Below are 16,498 nucleotides of genomic sequence, written 5' to 3' on the forward strand. Positions count from 1 at the left end.
TCATCAAGAAAGGCAGTAAAGCAGCTGGCAGATATAAAGTATATAGCTGTCAAAGCTTTCACAAAAGGAGAATATGGGTAAAATAGATGTAAAAAACATGGATCTGTATTATGGCAGCTTCCATGCCTTAAAAAATATCAATCTGGATATCCCGGAGAAGAAAATCACCGCTTTTATCGGCCCTAGTGGCTGCGGAAAATCCACTTTGCTGAAATCCTTAAACAGAATGAATGATCTGGTAGAAGGATGTAAAATCACAGGGGATATCCGTCTGGATGGAGAGGATATTTACGGAGATATCGATGTAAACCTGTTGAGAAAACGTGTGGGAATGGTTTTCCAGAAACCAAATCCTTTTCCAATGAGCATTTATGATAATATTGCATATGGACCTCGTACTCATGGAATTCATTCCAAGGAAAAACTGGACGATATCGTAGAGCGTGCTCTTCGAAATGCTTCTATCTGGGATGAGGTAAAGGACCGGTTGAAAAAGAGCGCCCTGGGTATGTCTGGCGGACAGCAGCAGAGACTTTGCATTGCAAGAGCTCTTGCAGTAGAGCCGGAGGTACTTCTTATGGATGAGCCTACCTCTGCACTTGATCCAATTTCCACATCTCACATTGAGGATCTGGCGTTGGAATTAAAAGACCGTTACACCATCGTGATCGTAACTCACAACATGCAGCAGGCAGCTCGTATTTCTGACAAGACTGCATTTTTCCTGCTGGGTGAGATTATTGAATATAACGATACTACAGAACTGTTTTCCAGACCACAGAACAAGAAAACAGAAGAGTATATTACAGGGAGGTTTGGTTGATATGAGAGATGTGTATACCGCAAAGCTCTCCAGGCTTTCAGATGAGGTCCTGGAAATGGGAAATCTGTGCGGTCAGGCCATCATGAAGACCTGTCAGCTTCTGGCAAGCGTGGAGGTCCGTGAGGCTGCCACAAAGGAGATTGGAAGAATTGAGAAGGAGATTGACGACAAAGAGCATAATATTGAGGCTCTTTGCATGCAGCTTCTTCTGAAACAGCAGCCGGTTGGTACTGATCTTCGCAAAATTTCCGCAGCACTTAAGATGGTAACAGATATGGAGCGAATCGGCGACCAGGCTACTGATATTGCGGAGATTCTGAACACAGGCAGCGTTCATATACCAGTAACAGCCATCCCGCTTCAGGAAATGGCAGATTATGCCATGCATATGGTAAATGACAGTGTTACCGCTTATGTAGAGGGAAAAAGTGACCTGGCAAAAAAGGTGATCAGCAGTGATAATGTTCTGGATAATCTTTTCGATAAAGTAAGAAATGCGTTGGACCAGAACACCATGGACTTTTCCAGTGACGAGGTTCTTGATCTTCTGATGATCTCCAAATACTATGAGCGAATCGGTGACCACGCCACCAACATCGGAGAGTGGGCAGAGTTTTCTGTAGACGGAATCCACAGAAACGGAGACAGCATCAGCGATCTGTTTAATCCGGATTCCTTATAAAAGGATTGGAACAAAGACAGGGGCAAACATGTTTTGCCTCTTTTTGGCAGGAAAGTTACATATAAAAGAACCTTGTCTGACTGGCTAAAAGCATCGTATCAGACAAGGCTCTATGTTTTTCAGGAGAGGAATTCTTTCTTTACTTTTATTTTATTCGTAATTTTTATGTTTTTTAAAGAAATCCATTGTTTCCTTTACGACTACACCGCTTAAAGCAAGCAGCGCAATCAGGTTCGGGAAGGCCATCAAGGCATTGAAGATATCTGCAATGTTCCAGACAGCAGCAACAGTCATGTACGGTCCGAAGAAGACGCAGATGATATATAACCAGCGGTAAGTCTTTACTGCAGTCATGTTGCGGTTGAAAAGGTATTCCAGGCAGCGCTCACCGTAATAATCCCATCCAAGGATGGTTGTGAATGCGAAGAATACCAGGCACAGCATAAGAGCAAAGGAGGCAAACTGTGCAGGGAAGGGAAGTCCTTTCTGGAAAGCTGCGGTAGTAATCGCAACACCCTCAAGTCCTGTATTCCAGGTTTCGGTAATGACAATGGAAAGACCTGTCATGGTACAGATTACAATGGTATCAATAAAAGTACCGGTCATGGAAACAAGTCCCTGACGAACCGGTTCCTTTGTCTGAGCGGCAGCTGCAGCAATCGGAGCACTACCAAGACCAGACTCGTTTGAGAAAATACCGCGGGCAATACCTTTCTGCATTGCCACAACCATGGTTCCTATGGCACCGCCTGCAAGGGCACTTCCGTTGAAGGCTGTTTTTACAATTGTAGCGATGGCACCAGGAACTGCGGTAATATTTGTGATCACAATGATCAGTGCAAGAGCAACATAAAGAACCGCCATAAATGGAACGATGATCTGGGAAACCTTTGCAATACGCTGAATACCGCCAAGAACTACAAGTCCTACACATAAGGTAAGAATCAAGCAGGCGATTACAGTTGCCCAGGAGTATGTATTTCCAAAAAGGGAAACGGTGTGTACGGTATCCGGGTCAAAGAAGTTCTTTACTGCAGAAGCAATACCGTTTACCTGAGTAAAGGTACCAATTCCGAAAAGACCGACTCCGGCTCCAAAGAATGCAAAAATTTTCGCAAGCCATCTCCACTGTTTTCCCATACCATTCTCAATATAATAAAATGGTCCGCCAAGAACGTGTCCGTCCTTGTCGATGGTACGGTATTTGATGGCCAGAAGTCCTTCTGCATATTTGGTTGCCATTCCGAAGAATGCAGCAACGATCATCCAAAACAGGGCTCCGGGTCCGCCGGCAGCAATAGCAGTGGCAACACCTACGATGTTACCGGTTCCGATAGTTGCGGACAAAGCTGTGCAGAGCGCACCAAAGCTTGTGACTTCACCTTCGCCGCCTTCTTCATTTTTTACCATGAATTTCAGTGCTTTTCCCAGATGTCTTACCTGTAAAAAGCCTAACCGAACGGTTAAAAGGAATCCTGTGATCAGGATCAGAATGATTAACGGAAGTCCCCAGACTACTCCGTCAAACCAGGTGATAAAGTTGTTGATTTGTGTAAACATGTTCTCTTTCCTCCATCCTTTTGCCTGAGAGATTAACAGCATTACAAATGCTGCGTACACCTTCGGCGCTCTTCCATAAATTTTTTTGAAGAGACTCTCCTGAGTTACGAAAAACCTGCTTATACATTTTCTATAAAATGTACGAGCATGACGGTCATTCGTACTGTGTAGAAACACACTAATACACAGAATATCATATACGATCATAAATTTCAATGAAAATGTTAGAAAAATATTTTGTTTTGACAAGAAAAATATTTGCCTTTCCTTCATTGCAGCACAGGAGCGCGTTTGGAAAATCATTTCCGCAATCTGCTGGTATCATAAAATGAAACAGTTGACATGCATTTTCATATGTGCTATGCTTATGAAGATTTTGAAAGACAAAGAAAGAGTCTTTTCAAAGCAATTATTTTGGATCACTCCATTTGGGGTTAAGGCCATACGGACAGCCGGGTCCACTGCCGCTGATGGTAACTTTGGTTGCCTTATTGATTGAGTTAGAAGCTCAAATTTTATAAGTTGGTTCCTTTGATAACCACTATGCGCCTGATGCGCAGACTTGTGAAACGGTCAATAAGAGTAGTAAAAGTATGATTGCTATATAGACTCTGACATATATCATCCGGATTTCTATTTTATGTAAATACGAGGATTCCTATATTTATTATAAGTCAATGGAGATAGAATCGGGAAGAATGATCCAAGCAGGTTTGCGGTTTTAAGGCAGCCTGCTTTTTTTGTGTAATAGAAAATCCCGTTGGAATTTCCTATTATATAAAAAGCTCTGCCGGGTAGGATTCCACTGCAGCGGAAGAGCAGATGGCGCTGGAGACGCCCCTTTGCAGGCGAAGAATCCTGCAAACAGGATTCTTTATACAGACAAAGGAACTGGAAATGGAGACGCAATGAACAGAACTCGTTTTAAACTGGACCAGAATCGTGCACCAATTCACGAGGCTCTGGAAAATTTCCGGCGCATGAGGGTGGTACCCTTCGATGTGCCAGGACATAAAAGAGGAAGAGGAAATCCGGAGCTTACTGAGTTTCTGGGGCAGAAATGTGTAGGCGTGGATGTAAACAGCATGAAGCCGCTTGATAATCTCTGTCATCCTGTATCTGTGATCCGGGAGGCAGAAGAACTGGCAGCAGATGCTTTTGGAGCAGCTCACGCCTTTCTCATGGTTGGCGGAACTACAAGCTCCGTACAGACCATGGTGTTAACAGCCTGTAAGAGGGGAGACGAGATCATTCTTCCCCGCAATGTTCACAGAAGTGTGCTGAATGCGCTGGTTCTGTGCGGAGCAATTCCGGTTTATGTGAATCCGGAAGTAGATCAGAGACTTGGAATCTCTCTTGGAATGCGCCGTGAACAGGTGGCAAAGGCAATTAAGGAGCATCCAAATGCAGTGGCTGTGCTGGTAAACAATCCTACCTATTATGGAATTTGCAGTGATCTTCGTGCAATTGTGCGGATGGCTCATGAAGCAGGAATGCTGTGTCTGGCAGATGAAGCCCATGGGACTCATTTTTATTTTGGAGGAGGTCTGCCGGTTTCGGCAATGGCAGCTGGTGCAGATATGGCATCTGTATCCATGCATAAAAGCGGTGGAAGCCTGACCCAGTCCAGCCTTCTTCTGACTGGACCTGACGTCCATGCCGGATATGTCCGTCAGATTATCAACCTGACCCAGACTACCTCTGGAAGCTATCTTCTGATGTCAAGTCTTGACATTTCCCGGCGGAATCTTGCACAGCGCGGACGTCAGATTTTTCATCAGGTAGCAGATATGGCAGAATATGCAAGGGAAGAGATTAACGCCATTGGCGGCTATTACGCATTTGGAAAAGAACTGGTGAATGGAGATTCGGTTTTTGATTTTGACATTACGAAATTAAGTGTACATACCCTGGATATCGGACTTGCAGGAATTGAGGTTTACGACATTCTGAGAGATGAATATGATATTCAGATCGAATTTGGTGATATCGGAAATATTCTGGCTTATCTGTCAATTGGAGACCGTGCCCAGGAAGTAGAGCGGCTGGTAAGTGCCCTTGCGGAAATCCGCAGACGTTTCCAGAAGGATAAATCAGGATTGCTGGATCAGGAATATATTGATCCCCAGGTAGTAACAAGCCCTCAGGAAGCGTTTTATGCAGAAAAATGCAGCCTTCCTCTCCGGGAAACGGAAGGAAAGGTATGCAGTGAATTTGTAATGTGTTATCCCCCGGGAATTCCAATTCTGGCTCCAGGAGAGCGGATCACCCCGGAAATCCTGGATTATATTGAATATGCCAAGGCAAAAGGATGTAACATGACAGGTCCGGAAGATCCGGATATATTACGGTTAAATGTGCTGGAGCATGTTTGAAGTTACTGTGAACGGAGTGAACAGTAACTGTTTGAAAAAGGCTGTCTGCAAATTGTGACACACATTTTGCGGAAATAATTTTAAAACACACTCTGGCAGGGAGGTAAAGAAAATGGAAATGTGGTTTTCGGAATTTCATACACCGGATGTGAAGCATAGTATCCGGGTAAACCGTCAGCTCTACTCAAGGCAGAGCGACTATCAGCGAATTGATATTTTTGAGACACCGGAATTTGGCAGGGTTCTTACACTGGATGGCAATGTAATGCTCACGGAACGTGACGAATTTATTTATGACGAAATGATTACCCATGTACCTATGGCTGTCCACAAAGAAGCCAGGGATATTCTTGTGATCGGAGCAGGAGACGGTGGAGTTGTACGTGAACTGACCAGATATGACCGTGTCCGCCATATTGATCTGGTAGAGATGGATCCCATGGTAGTGGAAGCCTGCCGTGCCTATCTTCCGGGAAATGCCTGCAGGCTTGATGACAGGAGAGTGCATCTTCATTATGAAAATGCGTTGAAATTTATCCGACGCTGTGAAAATAAATATGACCTTATCATCGTGGATTCTTCCGATCCTTTTGGTCCTTCGGAAGGCTTGTTTACCCGTGAATTTTATGGAAACTGTTATAATGCGCTGAAAGAGGATGGAATCATGGTCAATCAGCAGGGAAGTCCTTTTTATTCTGAGGATGCCCACGCCATGCAGCGCAGTCACAAAAGAATTGCAAGTACGTTCCAGATCAGTCGTGTTTACCAGGCACATATTCCTACCTTTGCTGCCGGCTACTGGCTGTTTGGTTTTGCAAGCAAAAAGTACCATCCGGTGGATGATCTGGATACGGAGGCATGGAACGCCCTGAATCTTCGCACCCGTTACTATACCACAAGGCTTCACAGAGGTGCATTTTATCTTCCGGCTTTTCTGGAGGAAATGCTTCAGGAGGTGGAGGACTGATTTATGATTTTACCAAATATTGAGAATTTTATCGGCTGTGACAGCAGCTTTGAGGAAGCAGGGATTGTCCTTTACGGAGCGCCCTTTGATTCTACCACAAGCTTTCGCCCTGGAGCCAGGTTCGGCCCTTCTGCCATTCGTCATGAAAGCTTTGGACTGGAAACCTACAGTCCTTATCAGGACCGCGACCTTACAGATATTCAGGTATTTGACAGTGGAGATCTGGAGCTTTGCTTCGGCAGCAGTGAAATGGCACTTGCTGATATACAGAATCGTGCCTGGGAAATTCTGGAAGCAGGAAAGATACCCTTGCTTTTAGGCGGCGAGCATCTGGTGACGCTAGCGGCTGTAAGAGCCGCAGCCAGAAAGTATCCAGGACTTCATATTATTCATTTTGATGCCCACGCGGATTTGAGGGATGATTATCTTGGTGCCCGCTTAAGCCATGCGTGTGTCATCCGCAGATGTCATGATATTCTGGGAGATGGACGGATCCATCAGTTTTGCATCCGAAGTGGGGAAAGAGAAGAATTCCGGTTTGCAAAGGAGCATACAGATTTTCATCCCTTTACCTTTGAAGGCTTGGAAGAGACCGTACAGGAATTGGACAGGAAGCAGGTTCCGGTATATTTTACCATTGATCTGGATTGCCTGGATCCATCCGTATTTCCGGGAACAGGTACACCGGAGGCGGGAGGCGTAAGCTTCCTTGAGCTTCTTGCTGCTATCCGGAAAGTATCAGAATTAAATATTGTGGGAGCAGATGTCAATGAGCTGGCACCTATGCTGGATCCAAGCGGTGTTTCCACAGCCACAGCATGTAAGGTAGTCAGGGAACTGCTGCTGGCAGTGGCGAAATAAAAACAGCTGCGATAGTGAAATATAAAAAAAGGAGATAAAAAACATGAGCAGAGTACTTGTAATCGGCTGCGGCGGAGTAGCCAGTGTAGCAATCCAGAAATGTTGTCAGGCAGATGAGGTATTTACAGAACTGTGTATTGCAAGCAGGACAAAAGAAAAATGTGATGCCCTTGCCCGGAAGCTGGAGGGAAAAACAAAAACAGTTATTACCACGGCAAAGGTAGATGCAGATGATGTAAACCAGCTGATCCAGCTGATCAATAGTTACAAACCGGATCTGGTAATGAACATTGCACTTCCTTATCAGGATCTGACGATTATGGATGCCTGTCTGGCATGTGGTGTAAACTATATGGATACGGCAAATTATGAGCCCGAAGATACCGATGATCCGGAATGGCGGGCTATTTACGAAAAACGCTGTAAGGAAGCTGGATTTTCCGCATATTTTGATTATTCCTGGCAGTGGGCATACCGGAAGAAATTTGAAGAGGCAGGACTTACTGCTCTTCTTGGCTGCGGCTTTGACCCGGGCGTTACACAGGCATATTGTGCATATGCATTAAAGCATGAGTTTGACCAGATTGATACCATTGATATTCTGGACTGCAACGGAGGAGACCATGGATATGCATTTGCAACCAACTTTAACCCGGAGATCAACCTTCGTGAGGTAAGTGCTCCTGGAAGCTACTGGGAGAATGGACATTGGGTGGAAATTCCTCCGATGGCCATTAAGCGGGAATATGATTTTGACCAGGTTGGCGATAAGGATATGTATCTTCTTCATCACGAGGAAATCGAGTCCCTTGCCCAGACAATTCCGGGAGTAAAGAGAATTCGTTTCTTTATGACTTTTGGACAGAGCTATCTGGATCACATGCGCTGTCTGGAGGATGTGGGAATGCTTTCTACTACTCCGATCAACTATAACGGACAGGAAATTGTTCCCATCCAGTTTTTGAAGGCTCTTCTTCCGGATCCGGCAAGCCTTGGTCCCCGTACCAAAGGTAAAACCAATATTGGCTGTATTTTCACCGGAGTAAAGGATGGACAGGAGAAAACCTACTATATCTATAATGTTTGTGACCATCAGGAATGCTATAAGGAGGTTGGAAGCCAGGCAATCAGCTACACGACAGGCGTTCCAGCCATGTGTGGGGCATTAATGATGCTTACCGGAAAATGGATTCGTCCAGGAGTGTATACAGTAGAAGAATTTGACCCGGATCCATTCCTGGAGGCACTTGACAAATACGGACTTCCACGCAGTGAAAATCATAATCCGGAGCTGGTTGATTAATGGAAAAAACAGATACAAGACCACCCTTTGCAGCATCCGGCGGAATTATTCCGCTGGAATTCCGGAAAATCAAGACGCCTTGTTATGTTCTTGACGAAACAGCGCTTATAAAAAATGCAGAATTAATGGGAAAGATCGCCGAAAGAACTGGATGTAAAATGCTCCTGGCGCAGAAGGCTTTCAGCAATTATGACTGCTATCACCTTTTGGAGCCATATCTGGCTGGAACAGAAGCAAGTGGACTGTACGAAGCAAGGCTTGGCGCCCAGGAGATGCCAGGAAAAGAGGTACATGTTTTTTGTGCCGGATACCGTGAGGATGAATTTGAGGAGCTGCTTTGCTTTGCAGATCATATAGTGTTTAACTCACCCTCCCAGCTTCTTCGATTTGGAAAAAGAGCGAAGCAGGCCGGGAAAAGTGTAGGGCTCAGGATCAATCCGGAATGCTCTACCCAGGAAGGACATGCAATTTATGATCCCTGTGCCCCAGGCAGCCGTATGGGTACCACGAGAGCACAGTGGGAGGCTGCTGTGAAAATGCATCCGGATCTGACCGGATTATTGGATGGTATTCACTTTCACACCCTTTGCGAGCAGGATTCCTCTGATCTGGAAACTACTCTTGCAGCGGTAAAGGTGAAATTCGGAGATCTGATTTCTAAGGTAAAATGGCTGAACCTGGGAGGAGGACATCATATTACAAGACCAGGTTATGATATTGCACGGCTTGAAAAGTGCATTGAGGCGGCAAAGGAAGAATGGAAGGTGGATATTTACCTGGAGCCTGGAGAGGCATGGGCTTTAAATGCCGGTTTCTTTCTGACAACTGTGCTGGATGTGCTGCAAAATGGTGATACCCGGCTTGCAATTTTGGATGGAAGTGCTGCATGTCATATGCCGGACGTTCTGGAAATGCCTTACCGTCCGCCACTTCTTGGAGCAGGGGAGCCAGAAGAGAATGTCGTTACAGTCCGTCTTGGAGGACCAACCTGTCTGTCCGGGGATGTTATAGGAGATTACAGCTTCCAAAAGCCTTTGGCATACGGAGATCTTCTCATGTTTGGCGATATGGCCATATATACAACCTGCAAAAACAATACCTTTAACGGAATGCCCCTTCCTGATATCTGGCTGCGGCATGGTGATAAAACCATGGAACGTCTGACGGATTTCGGTTACGAGGATTTTAAAGGCAGACTTGGACACCGCAGGTGATCATAAAAAATCGCAGGTGATCATAAAAAATCTGTTTGACTTTTTGAAAAACAGGCAATATAATTAAATCAAACGAGTAGCAGGTAAGCGTAAATCCAGTTTACAAGCTGCTCGTTTTTTATTTTGCTAAAAATGAATAATATCGCCATGAAAAAGTGTGTAGCCTGTCAGCGTAAGTCCAGCTTATATGACAGAGTGCGCACTTTTTTTGTGCAGAAAAAAAGAGAGGAGTTAAAGCAAAATGGCGGAAAGCAACAAGATGAAGGAGATGCCGGTGAATAAGCTGATGGTCCAGATGGGAATTCCGATGATCTTATCCATGGCATTGCAGGCAGTCTATAACATTGTAGACAGCGCATTTGTAGGAAATATGAGAGTGGGCAGTGAATCAGCACTAAATGCACTGACTTTGGTATTCCCGGTTCAGATGCTTATGGTGGCAGTAGGAATTGGAACAGGTGTAGGAACCAATGCACTTCTTGCAAGAACACTGGGACAGGGAAACCGTAAAAAAGCTGCGAAGGTAGCAGGAAACAGTCTGTTTTTGGGTGTGATCATTTATGTGGTTTGTTTATTGTTTGGCATCTTTGGAGTGAGAGCATATATTTCATCTCAGACAGTAGATGCGGAAGTACTTGAGATGGGAGTCAGTTATCTGCGGATATGTTGTGTGATTTCTTTTGGAATCATCTTCTTTTCCTTATTTGAAAAGCTGTTACAGGCTACAGGACGCTCTCTTTATTCTACAATCGGTCAGGTGGTTGGAGCAGTTGTAAATATCATTCTTGATCCGATCATGATCTATGGTATTGGACCTTGTCCGGAAATGGGAGTGAAAGGTGCAGCCTACGCAACTGTAATTGGACAGGTAGCATCCGCAGTATTACTGCTTATCTTTCATATCAAATTAAATAAGGAATTTGAGCATGGGGCAAAATACATGAAGCCGGACGGCGGAATTATCAAGGAAATCTATGCGATCGGACTTCCGGCGATTATCGCTCAGGCACTGATGTCTATTATGGTTTATGTGATGAATCTGATCCTGAAGTTCAATCCGTCAGCACAGACAGCTTATGGATTGTTCTATAAGGTGCAGCAGTTTGTTCTCTTCCTTGCATTTGGTCTGCGAGATGCGATCACTCCGATCATTGCATTTGCTTATGGAATGAGAAGTAAAAAGAGAATTCAGGATGGTATTAAATATGGACTTATTTATACCGTTGCATTAATGATTATAGGAATTGCAATTACGGAGATTTTCCCTGGAGCATTTGCAACGCTGTTTAATGCAGGACAGTCCAGAGAATATTTTATCGGCGCGATGAGAGTGATCTCGGTAAGCTTCCTGTTTGCCGGAATCAATGTTGCTTATCAGGGTATTTATCAGGCACTGGACGGTGGTGTGGAATCATTGGTTATTTCACTTTTGAGACAGCTTATTATCATCCTGCCGCTGGCAGGAATCTTTTCCCTGTTTGTAAGAAATGGTCAGGTGGGCGTTTCCCTGATCTGGTGGGCATTTCCGATTACAGAAGTAATTGCATGCCTGGTGGGCTATGTATTTTTAAAGAGAATCAGAAAAAACAAAGTTGATGCTTTGCGTTAAGGAGGAACTGGAAATGGCAAAAAGAATCATTACAATCAGCAGAGAATTTGGAAGCGGTGGACGTTTTATCGGAGAAGAAGTCGCGAAGAAGCTGGGAATTGCTTATTATGATAAAAATGTTATTAATGAAATTGCAGAAAAGTCCGGATTATCGCCAGAATACATTCAGGAAAATGCAGAATTATCTCCGAAAAAAGGGATGTTTGCATATGCACTTGCCGGACGTGACATCACAGGAAGATCTGTGGAGGATATGGTACATGAGGCGCAGAGAAAAGTTATTTTAGAACTAGCCGAGAAGGCCCCTTGCGTGATCATTGGAAGAAATGCGGACTATATCCTGAAAGACCGTGATGATGTGCTGAATGTATTTATTCATGGAAATATGCCGGAGAAAACACAGCGGATCATTCGATTATATAATGTAGATGAGAAGAAAGCTGTGAAAATGATGGCAGACACAGATAAAAGACGTATGACAAATTATAACTTTTACACGGAGCATAAATGGGGAAAGGCCAGTAATTATACGTTGTGCCTGAACAGTTCACAGCTTGGATATGACAGATGTGAGAAGATCATTATGGAATGTATTAAATAACAGGAGGTGTATACTGTTTACTACAAATTGCTGTTGGTTCCAGGGCAGGAATATTAGACGAAATAGTTAGTGAGGTTTCTATGGCAATTTCTATTTTTCGCTATGGATGGAAAAATATGGATTCTTCTGAATGTGAGACATAATGACAAAATCTGCTTGATAAACCAGATAAAGGTGATATACTGGATGCATAAGAAAAGAAACCGTGTGGAATTACAGTTTTGTTTTCACACGGTTTTTTAGAAAATATGAGTTAGACAATGCTAACATTGGTTGCTTGCTTGAAAAAGAGGGCAGATTTCTATGAAAATATTGATTTATGGAAAATGAATATTTTTGGTTTCCTGTCTTTACAAATTCTAATGGTTATGTGAAAAAAACTGAAGACATGTGAATGTAAGGCGAAAACAGCACAGTGATTGGAGGAAAAAGCATGAGAAACGAAGAATACAAAAGGTTGTCGATTGCTGAATTTACAAAAGCAGCAGGAAGATATGAAAGTAACCATGCGGGTATATACGAAATGTGTAAGAAGGATTATCCAGATATTCTGGCGGAGCTGGAGAAAGAGTCGTTTAGAGAATTGTTGGATGCAGGCTGTGGTCCGGCTCCAATGATTTCTTTATTATCAGAAAAATATCCAGACAGGCATTATACCGGGTTGGATCTGACTCCTGCGATGATCGAACAGGCAAAAAAGAAAGAGATTCCAAATGCAACATTTGTTGTGGGAGACTGTGAAAATTTTCCTTTTGAAAACGATTCATTTGATGCAATTATTTGTTCTATGAGCTTCCATCACTATCCAAATCCACAGGCATTTTTTGACAGTGTGAAAAGATGTCTTCGCCCAAATGGAAGATTGATTCTGAGAGATGTGACCAGTGACAATAAAGTATTGGTATGGCTGATGAATACACTGGAAATGCCTTTGGCAAATATATGTGGACACGGAGATGTCCGGGTTCCGACAAGAGATGTGGTCATGAAATGCTGTAGGAAAGCAGGATTAAAAGTAGAAAAATTTGAAATCCGTAAAGGTATGAGGATGCATTGCGTTGTAAGAAAACAATAGAAGAAGGCAATAGACAATGAAAGAAAAAGTGAATGTGACAGGTGTGCCGGAAACGATGGTACAGACTTTGTATGCAAGAGCAAAAGAAACAAAAAAGCAAAATGCCAAAATCAAGGATGAGATTGCAGTAGAACTTGTGGAGAAGCTGGACTATAACTTTTCCAAAGCAGATAAGGATAAAGCCATGAATTATGGCGTAATTGCTAGAACAATCGTATTAGACCGGATGGTTAAGCAATATCTGGAGAAGCATGCAAATACAGTTGTTATAAATATTGCATGTGGACTGGATACCAGATGTTATCGGATGGAGAGAAAATATCTGCACTGGTACAATGTGGATCTGTCAGAAACGATGAAGATAAGGAGTCAGTTCCTTACCGAAACTGGTCCGGTATATCAGATTGCAAAGTCTGCAATGGATGAATCCTATGTAGATGATATCGATTATCATGGTGAGAATGTTCTGTTAATAATCGAAGGTCTTACAATGTATTTGTGTGAAAAGGATATTAGAAAAATGTTTTCTATTATTGAGAAATCATTCCAGAAGGTAACCGTAATGATTGAAACCATGTCCCCTTTTGTTGTAAAACATGTGAAAGAAAAATCTATAGAGGGGAGCAATGCAAAATTCACATGGGGAGTTAAGAATGGAAAGGAACTGCAAAGAATCATACCGGCATTTTCTGTTCGACAGGAAGTCAGTCTGATTGAAGGAATGAAAGAGCTTATGCCGATTTATCATGTGATAGGAAAGTTTCCAATCGTTCGGAACATCTCAAATAAAATAATAGTTATGGAGAAACATGGCTGATATTATACGAGCAGGAGATGATACAGATGAAGAAAAGTCATTTTGATGTGGAAACAGATGGATTTTATGGCGCATACTGGAAATGCAAATCAGATTCAGACTGTGCGATGATCGCCATGATCGGGGATGATTCAGAGGATTATCTGGCGCGTACATCCGTGAAATGGTTGCATAAACTCGGTGTGAATGTGATGACGATGTCACCTGGGAAAAAGGATTATGGACATCATAATTATCCGCTGGAACGTATAGAGAAAGCAATCAATTGGTTAAAAGTGCATGGTAATCAGAAGATAGGAATTGTCGGGGTATCTACGACAGGAACACTTGCCTTAACTGCCGCTTCTTATTTTGCAGATATTACATTGACGATTGGTCTGACACCGAGTGACTTTATCTGGCAGGGATTTATGCAGGGCAAAAAAGATGGCTGTAAGGAATGGCCGATTGAGGGAGAATCTCTTTTTTCGTATAAAGGAGAACCACTTCCGTACATGCCTTTTTTCTATAAACATCCGGATTACTGGCATGTAATTGAAAAAGAAACAAAGCGAACCGGTGATATGATTAATTCAAGAAAACTGTTTGACGATTCGGAAAAGGCTCATCCAATCCAAGAAGACGAGATGATCAAGATTGAAAAAATCAATGGAACATTATTGCTGATTGGTGCGGAAGATGATGTGTTGTGGGATACTACAAAATACATCCGCCGAATGAAGCAGCGTATAAAAGAACATCCGCATACATGCAGATTAGAGTCTGTAATTTATGAGCATGGAACCCATTTTGTTTTTCCAGAAAGCATGCTAAAGACAATGCTTCCGGTTGGTTCCGGACTCTTTGTGAGACTGGCATTTCAGGCAGCAAGAAAACATCCGAAAGAATGTCGCAGAGCACGTCTGGATATTGACCAGCGGGTGAGAAATGCTGTTGCAAAATGGAAGAGAGTAGATAGATCTTTTAAAAGTGGATAAAGCAGCTAGAGAACGGGAAGAAGTGATCCTGAAACAGTTAGAAGAAAAAGAACCACTGCCGGATAAAGAGAAAGATTAGATGGCATGGGTGAGAGTAGCCAACCAGCACAGAGCGATTGCAGAAGAGATTATTCTCAAGGAATTGATTTATGTTTAAATGAAGGTGATGAGGTCGTGGATTGCGACCTCATTATTGTATGAAAAATAGCAGTAGGCAGAATGAGAAAAATAGGGTAAAATGGGAACATGGATTTTGGAAACTCATAAGAAATGATTGTGCGGTAAAGTAACTTGAAATGCCAGTTTGGCATTTCAAGTTATAGAGGAGATGGAATGGCGGATCAGAAAGTAAAAGAAATGGAACCAGTGGAAACACAAATAGTTGAAATCATGCCACCGGACATTGAAAATCTGATTTATGTGGTAAGAAACAAACAAGTTATGGTGGATAGTGATCTGGCAATGCTTTATCAAGTAGAAACAAAAGCTTTAAATCGTGCAGTAAAAAGAAATATAAAACGATTTCCAGAAGATTTTTGTTTTCAGCTTACAACAGAAGAAACAGAATCTTTGAAGTGCCAATCTGGCACCTCAAAAATACAAGAGCCAGAAAAAAAGGATGGACGAGGTGGCAGACGTACGCTACCGTATGTATTTACAGAGCAGGGAATATCCATGCTGGCCAGTGTATTGCATAGCGAGGTGGCAATTAATGTAAGCATAGGTATTATGCGTGCATTTGTAGAAATGCGACGGTTTATAGCCAACAATGCACTTTTGTTTGAAAGGATTAGTAACGTTGAGCTAAAACAACTGGAATATCAGAAAAAGACAGATGAAAAGCTGGAGCAAATTTTTGAGTACATATCAGATCATGAGGAGTCTAATCAAAAGATATTTTTTGATGGTCAGATATATGATGCGTTCAGTTTACTAATAGGACTGATTCAGAAGGCAGAAACGGAAATTGTTCTGGTAGATGGATATGTGGATGTAGGAACATTAAATATTTTGTCAAAGAAGAAAGAAAATGTGGCGGTGACAGTTTATACACTGCAACGGACAAAATTATCTCAAACAGATGTAGATAACTTTAATGCACAGTATCCTAAACTGGATGTGAAGTACACAAGAGCATTTCATGATCGATTTTTAATTCTTGATAAAACGAAAGCATATCATGTTGGTGCGTCTTTGAAGGATGCAGGTAAAAAATGCTTTGGAATAATCTGATTGAAGATGCAGGTATTGTAAGGGATATTTTACAGAGATTAGAATTAGAAACAGAAGAATAGAAAAGTAAGTTATGCAGAAAGGCGTGAGTCATAAGAATATGGCTTGCGTCTTTTTCTGTCTGGAAAGGAAGTGGGGAGCATGGCACAGATTTTTCGTGTAGAGAGAACTAAGAATTTTACGGTAATGAGTAATCATCATTTCAAGAATAAGAATCTGACATTGAATGCGAAAGGGCTATTATCGCTGATGTTAAGTTTGCCAGAGCTATTCTTCGAGAATCACGAAATGCAAGACGAAATTCGGAAATTAAACGACGAAATTCATCGTTTGACAACCGAACTGTCCGAAACGCAGAAGCTGAATCAATTGCTTCAGAAGAACAACGACGATTTGAGGAA

General features: G+C 42.7%; 14 protein-coding genes, 1 pseudogene and 1 riboswitch. Of the genes and pseudogenes, 14 read left to right on the forward strand and 1 reads right to left on the reverse strand.

Translation table 11 applies throughout. The features are described from left to right. Window positions 1-73 precede the first annotated feature (73 nt). Both pstB and phoU read left to right on the forward strand, forming a co-directional pair. Window positions 74-823: a phosphate ABC transporter ATP-binding protein PstB gene (gene pstB / locus ABHC48_RS02620; protein WP_195409365.1), complete on the forward strand. Its 750-nt coding sequence runs from the start codon at window positions 74-76 to the stop codon at window positions 821-823. Between the two features lies 1 nt (window position 824). Further along, window positions 825-1,505, forward strand: a complete 681-nt coding sequence (gene phoU / locus ABHC48_RS02625; protein WP_195379236.1) for a phosphate signaling complex protein PhoU — start codon at window positions 825-827, stop codon at window positions 1,503-1,505. A gap of 150 nt (window positions 1,506-1,655) precedes the next feature. Here the strand turns inward: phoU and ABHC48_RS02630 are convergent, their stop codons facing one another. Further along, entirely contained in the window at window positions 1,656-3,065 is a 1,410-nt protein-coding gene (locus ABHC48_RS02630; RefSeq protein WP_195379237.1) for an alanine/glycine:cation symporter family protein, read from the reverse strand. Window positions 3,066-3,067: 2 nt separating this feature from the next. Then, window positions 3,068-3,177, reverse strand: a riboswitch (glycine riboswitch). A gap of 796 nt (window positions 3,178-3,973) precedes the next feature. Between ABHC48_RS02630 and ABHC48_RS02635 the strand changes: the two genes are divergently transcribed. The 12 genes and pseudogenes from ABHC48_RS02635 to ABHC48_RS02690 all read left to right on the forward strand — a co-directional run. Next, window positions 3,974-5,440 carry an aminotransferase class V-fold PLP-dependent enzyme gene (locus ABHC48_RS02635; RefSeq protein WP_148461333.1) on the forward strand — a complete coding sequence of 489 codons (1,467 nt, stop codon included), beginning with the start codon at window positions 3,974-3,976 and terminating at the stop codon, window positions 5,438-5,440. A gap of 112 nt (window positions 5,441-5,552) precedes the next feature. Continuing rightward, a complete protein-coding gene (gene speE / locus ABHC48_RS02640; RefSeq protein WP_195379238.1) occupies window positions 5,553-6,407 on the forward strand; it encodes a polyamine aminopropyltransferase in 855 nt (284 codons plus the stop codon). 3 nt (window positions 6,408-6,410) lie between these two features. Further along, complete coding sequence (gene speB / locus ABHC48_RS02645; protein WP_195379239.1) at window positions 6,411-7,268, forward strand: agmatinase; 858 nt, start codon at window positions 6,411-6,413, stop codon at window positions 7,266-7,268. A 43-nt stretch (window positions 7,269-7,311) separates the two neighbouring features. After that, window positions 7,312-8,571 carry a saccharopine dehydrogenase family protein gene (locus ABHC48_RS02650; RefSeq protein ID WP_195379240.1) on the forward strand — a complete coding sequence of 420 codons (1,260 nt, stop codon included), beginning with the start codon at window positions 7,312-7,314 and terminating at the stop codon, window positions 8,569-8,571. Continuing rightward, on the forward strand, window positions 8,571-9,785 hold the full coding sequence (locus ABHC48_RS02655) for a carboxynorspermidine decarboxylase (RefSeq protein ID WP_195379241.1): 1,215 nt from the start codon (window positions 8,571-8,573) through the stop codon (window positions 9,783-9,785). The genes ABHC48_RS02650 and ABHC48_RS02655 overlap by 1 nt, the downstream gene beginning before the upstream one ends. 241 nt (window positions 9,786-10,026) lie before the next feature. Beyond that, a complete protein-coding gene (locus ABHC48_RS02660; RefSeq protein ID WP_195379242.1) occupies window positions 10,027-11,394 on the forward strand; it encodes an MATE family efflux transporter in 1,368 nt (455 codons plus the stop codon). A gap of 13 nt (window positions 11,395-11,407) precedes the next feature. Next, window positions 11,408-11,995 (forward strand): cytidylate kinase-like family protein, encoded by a 588-nt coding sequence (locus ABHC48_RS02665; RefSeq protein WP_118582978.1) that lies wholly within the window; start codon window positions 11,408-11,410, stop codon window positions 11,993-11,995. 433 nt (window positions 11,996-12,428) lie between these two features. Continuing rightward, window positions 12,429-13,070, forward strand: coding sequence for a class I SAM-dependent methyltransferase (locus ABHC48_RS02670; protein WP_195379243.1), 642 nt, complete (start codon window positions 12,429-12,431; stop codon window positions 13,068-13,070). A 16-nt stretch (window positions 13,071-13,086) separates the two neighbouring features. Continuing rightward, the gene (locus ABHC48_RS02675) at window positions 13,087-13,887 is read left to right on the forward strand and encodes a class I SAM-dependent methyltransferase (protein WP_195379244.1); all 801 of its coding nucleotides are present in this window, start codon (window positions 13,087-13,089) and stop codon (window positions 13,885-13,887) included. A 26-nt stretch (window positions 13,888-13,913) separates the two neighbouring features. Next, complete coding sequence (locus ABHC48_RS02680; protein WP_195379245.1) at window positions 13,914-14,864, forward strand: acyl-CoA thioester hydrolase/BAAT C-terminal domain-containing protein; 951 nt, start codon at window positions 13,914-13,916, stop codon at window positions 14,862-14,864. Window positions 14,865-15,197: 333 nt separating this feature from the next. Beyond that, complete coding sequence (locus ABHC48_RS02685; protein WP_330656031.1) at window positions 15,198-16,097, forward strand: ORF6N domain-containing protein; 900 nt, start codon at window positions 15,198-15,200, stop codon at window positions 16,095-16,097. A 141-nt stretch (window positions 16,098-16,238) separates the two neighbouring features. Beyond that, window positions 16,239-16,364, forward strand: a pseudogene (locus ABHC48_RS02690) (helix-turn-helix domain-containing protein); the annotation flags it as partial. Between the last annotated feature and the right edge of the window lie 134 nt (window positions 16,365-16,498).

The sequence above is a fragment of the Ruminococcus sp. 1001136sp1 genome (genome assembly GCF_039841815.1).
GTDB classification, from domain to species: Bacteria; Bacillota; Clostridia; order Lachnospirales; family Lachnospiraceae; genus Blautia_A; species Blautia_A faecis.

Bases quoted from the DNA above. Each gene is read 5' to 3' on its own strand.
- pstB (WP_195409365.1), top strand. From the start codon at position 74: ATGGGTAAAATAGATGTAAAAAACATGGATCTGTATTATGGCAGCTTC.
- phoU (WP_195379236.1), top strand. From the start codon at position 825: ATGAGAGATGTGTATACCGCAAAGCTCTCCAGGCTTTCAGATGAGGTC.
- ABHC48_RS02630 (WP_195379237.1), bottom strand. From the start codon at position 3,065: ATGTTTACACAAATCAACAACTTTATCACCTGGTTTGACGGAGTAGTC.
- ABHC48_RS02635 (WP_148461333.1), top strand. From the start codon at position 3,974: ATGAACAGAACTCGTTTTAAACTGGACCAGAATCGTGCACCAATTCAC.
- speE (WP_195379238.1), top strand. From the start codon at position 5,553: ATGGAAATGTGGTTTTCGGAATTTCATACACCGGATGTGAAGCATAGT.
- speB (WP_195379239.1), top strand. From the start codon at position 6,411: ATGATTTTACCAAATATTGAGAATTTTATCGGCTGTGACAGCAGCTTT.
- ABHC48_RS02650 (WP_195379240.1), top strand. From the start codon at position 7,312: ATGAGCAGAGTACTTGTAATCGGCTGCGGCGGAGTAGCCAGTGTAGCA.
- ABHC48_RS02655 (WP_195379241.1), top strand. From the start codon at position 8,571: ATGGAAAAAACAGATACAAGACCACCCTTTGCAGCATCCGGCGGAATT.
- ABHC48_RS02660 (WP_195379242.1), top strand. From the start codon at position 10,027: ATGGCGGAAAGCAACAAGATGAAGGAGATGCCGGTGAATAAGCTGATG.
- ABHC48_RS02665 (WP_118582978.1), top strand. From the start codon at position 11,408: ATGGCAAAAAGAATCATTACAATCAGCAGAGAATTTGGAAGCGGTGGA.
- ABHC48_RS02670 (WP_195379243.1), top strand. From the start codon at position 12,429: ATGAGAAACGAAGAATACAAAAGGTTGTCGATTGCTGAATTTACAAAA.
- ABHC48_RS02675 (WP_195379244.1), top strand. From the start codon at position 13,087: ATGAAAGAAAAAGTGAATGTGACAGGTGTGCCGGAAACGATGGTACAG.
- ABHC48_RS02680 (WP_195379245.1), top strand. From the start codon at position 13,914: ATGAAGAAAAGTCATTTTGATGTGGAAACAGATGGATTTTATGGCGCA.
- ABHC48_RS02685 (WP_330656031.1), top strand. From the start codon at position 15,198: ATGGCGGATCAGAAAGTAAAAGAAATGGAACCAGTGGAAACACAAATA.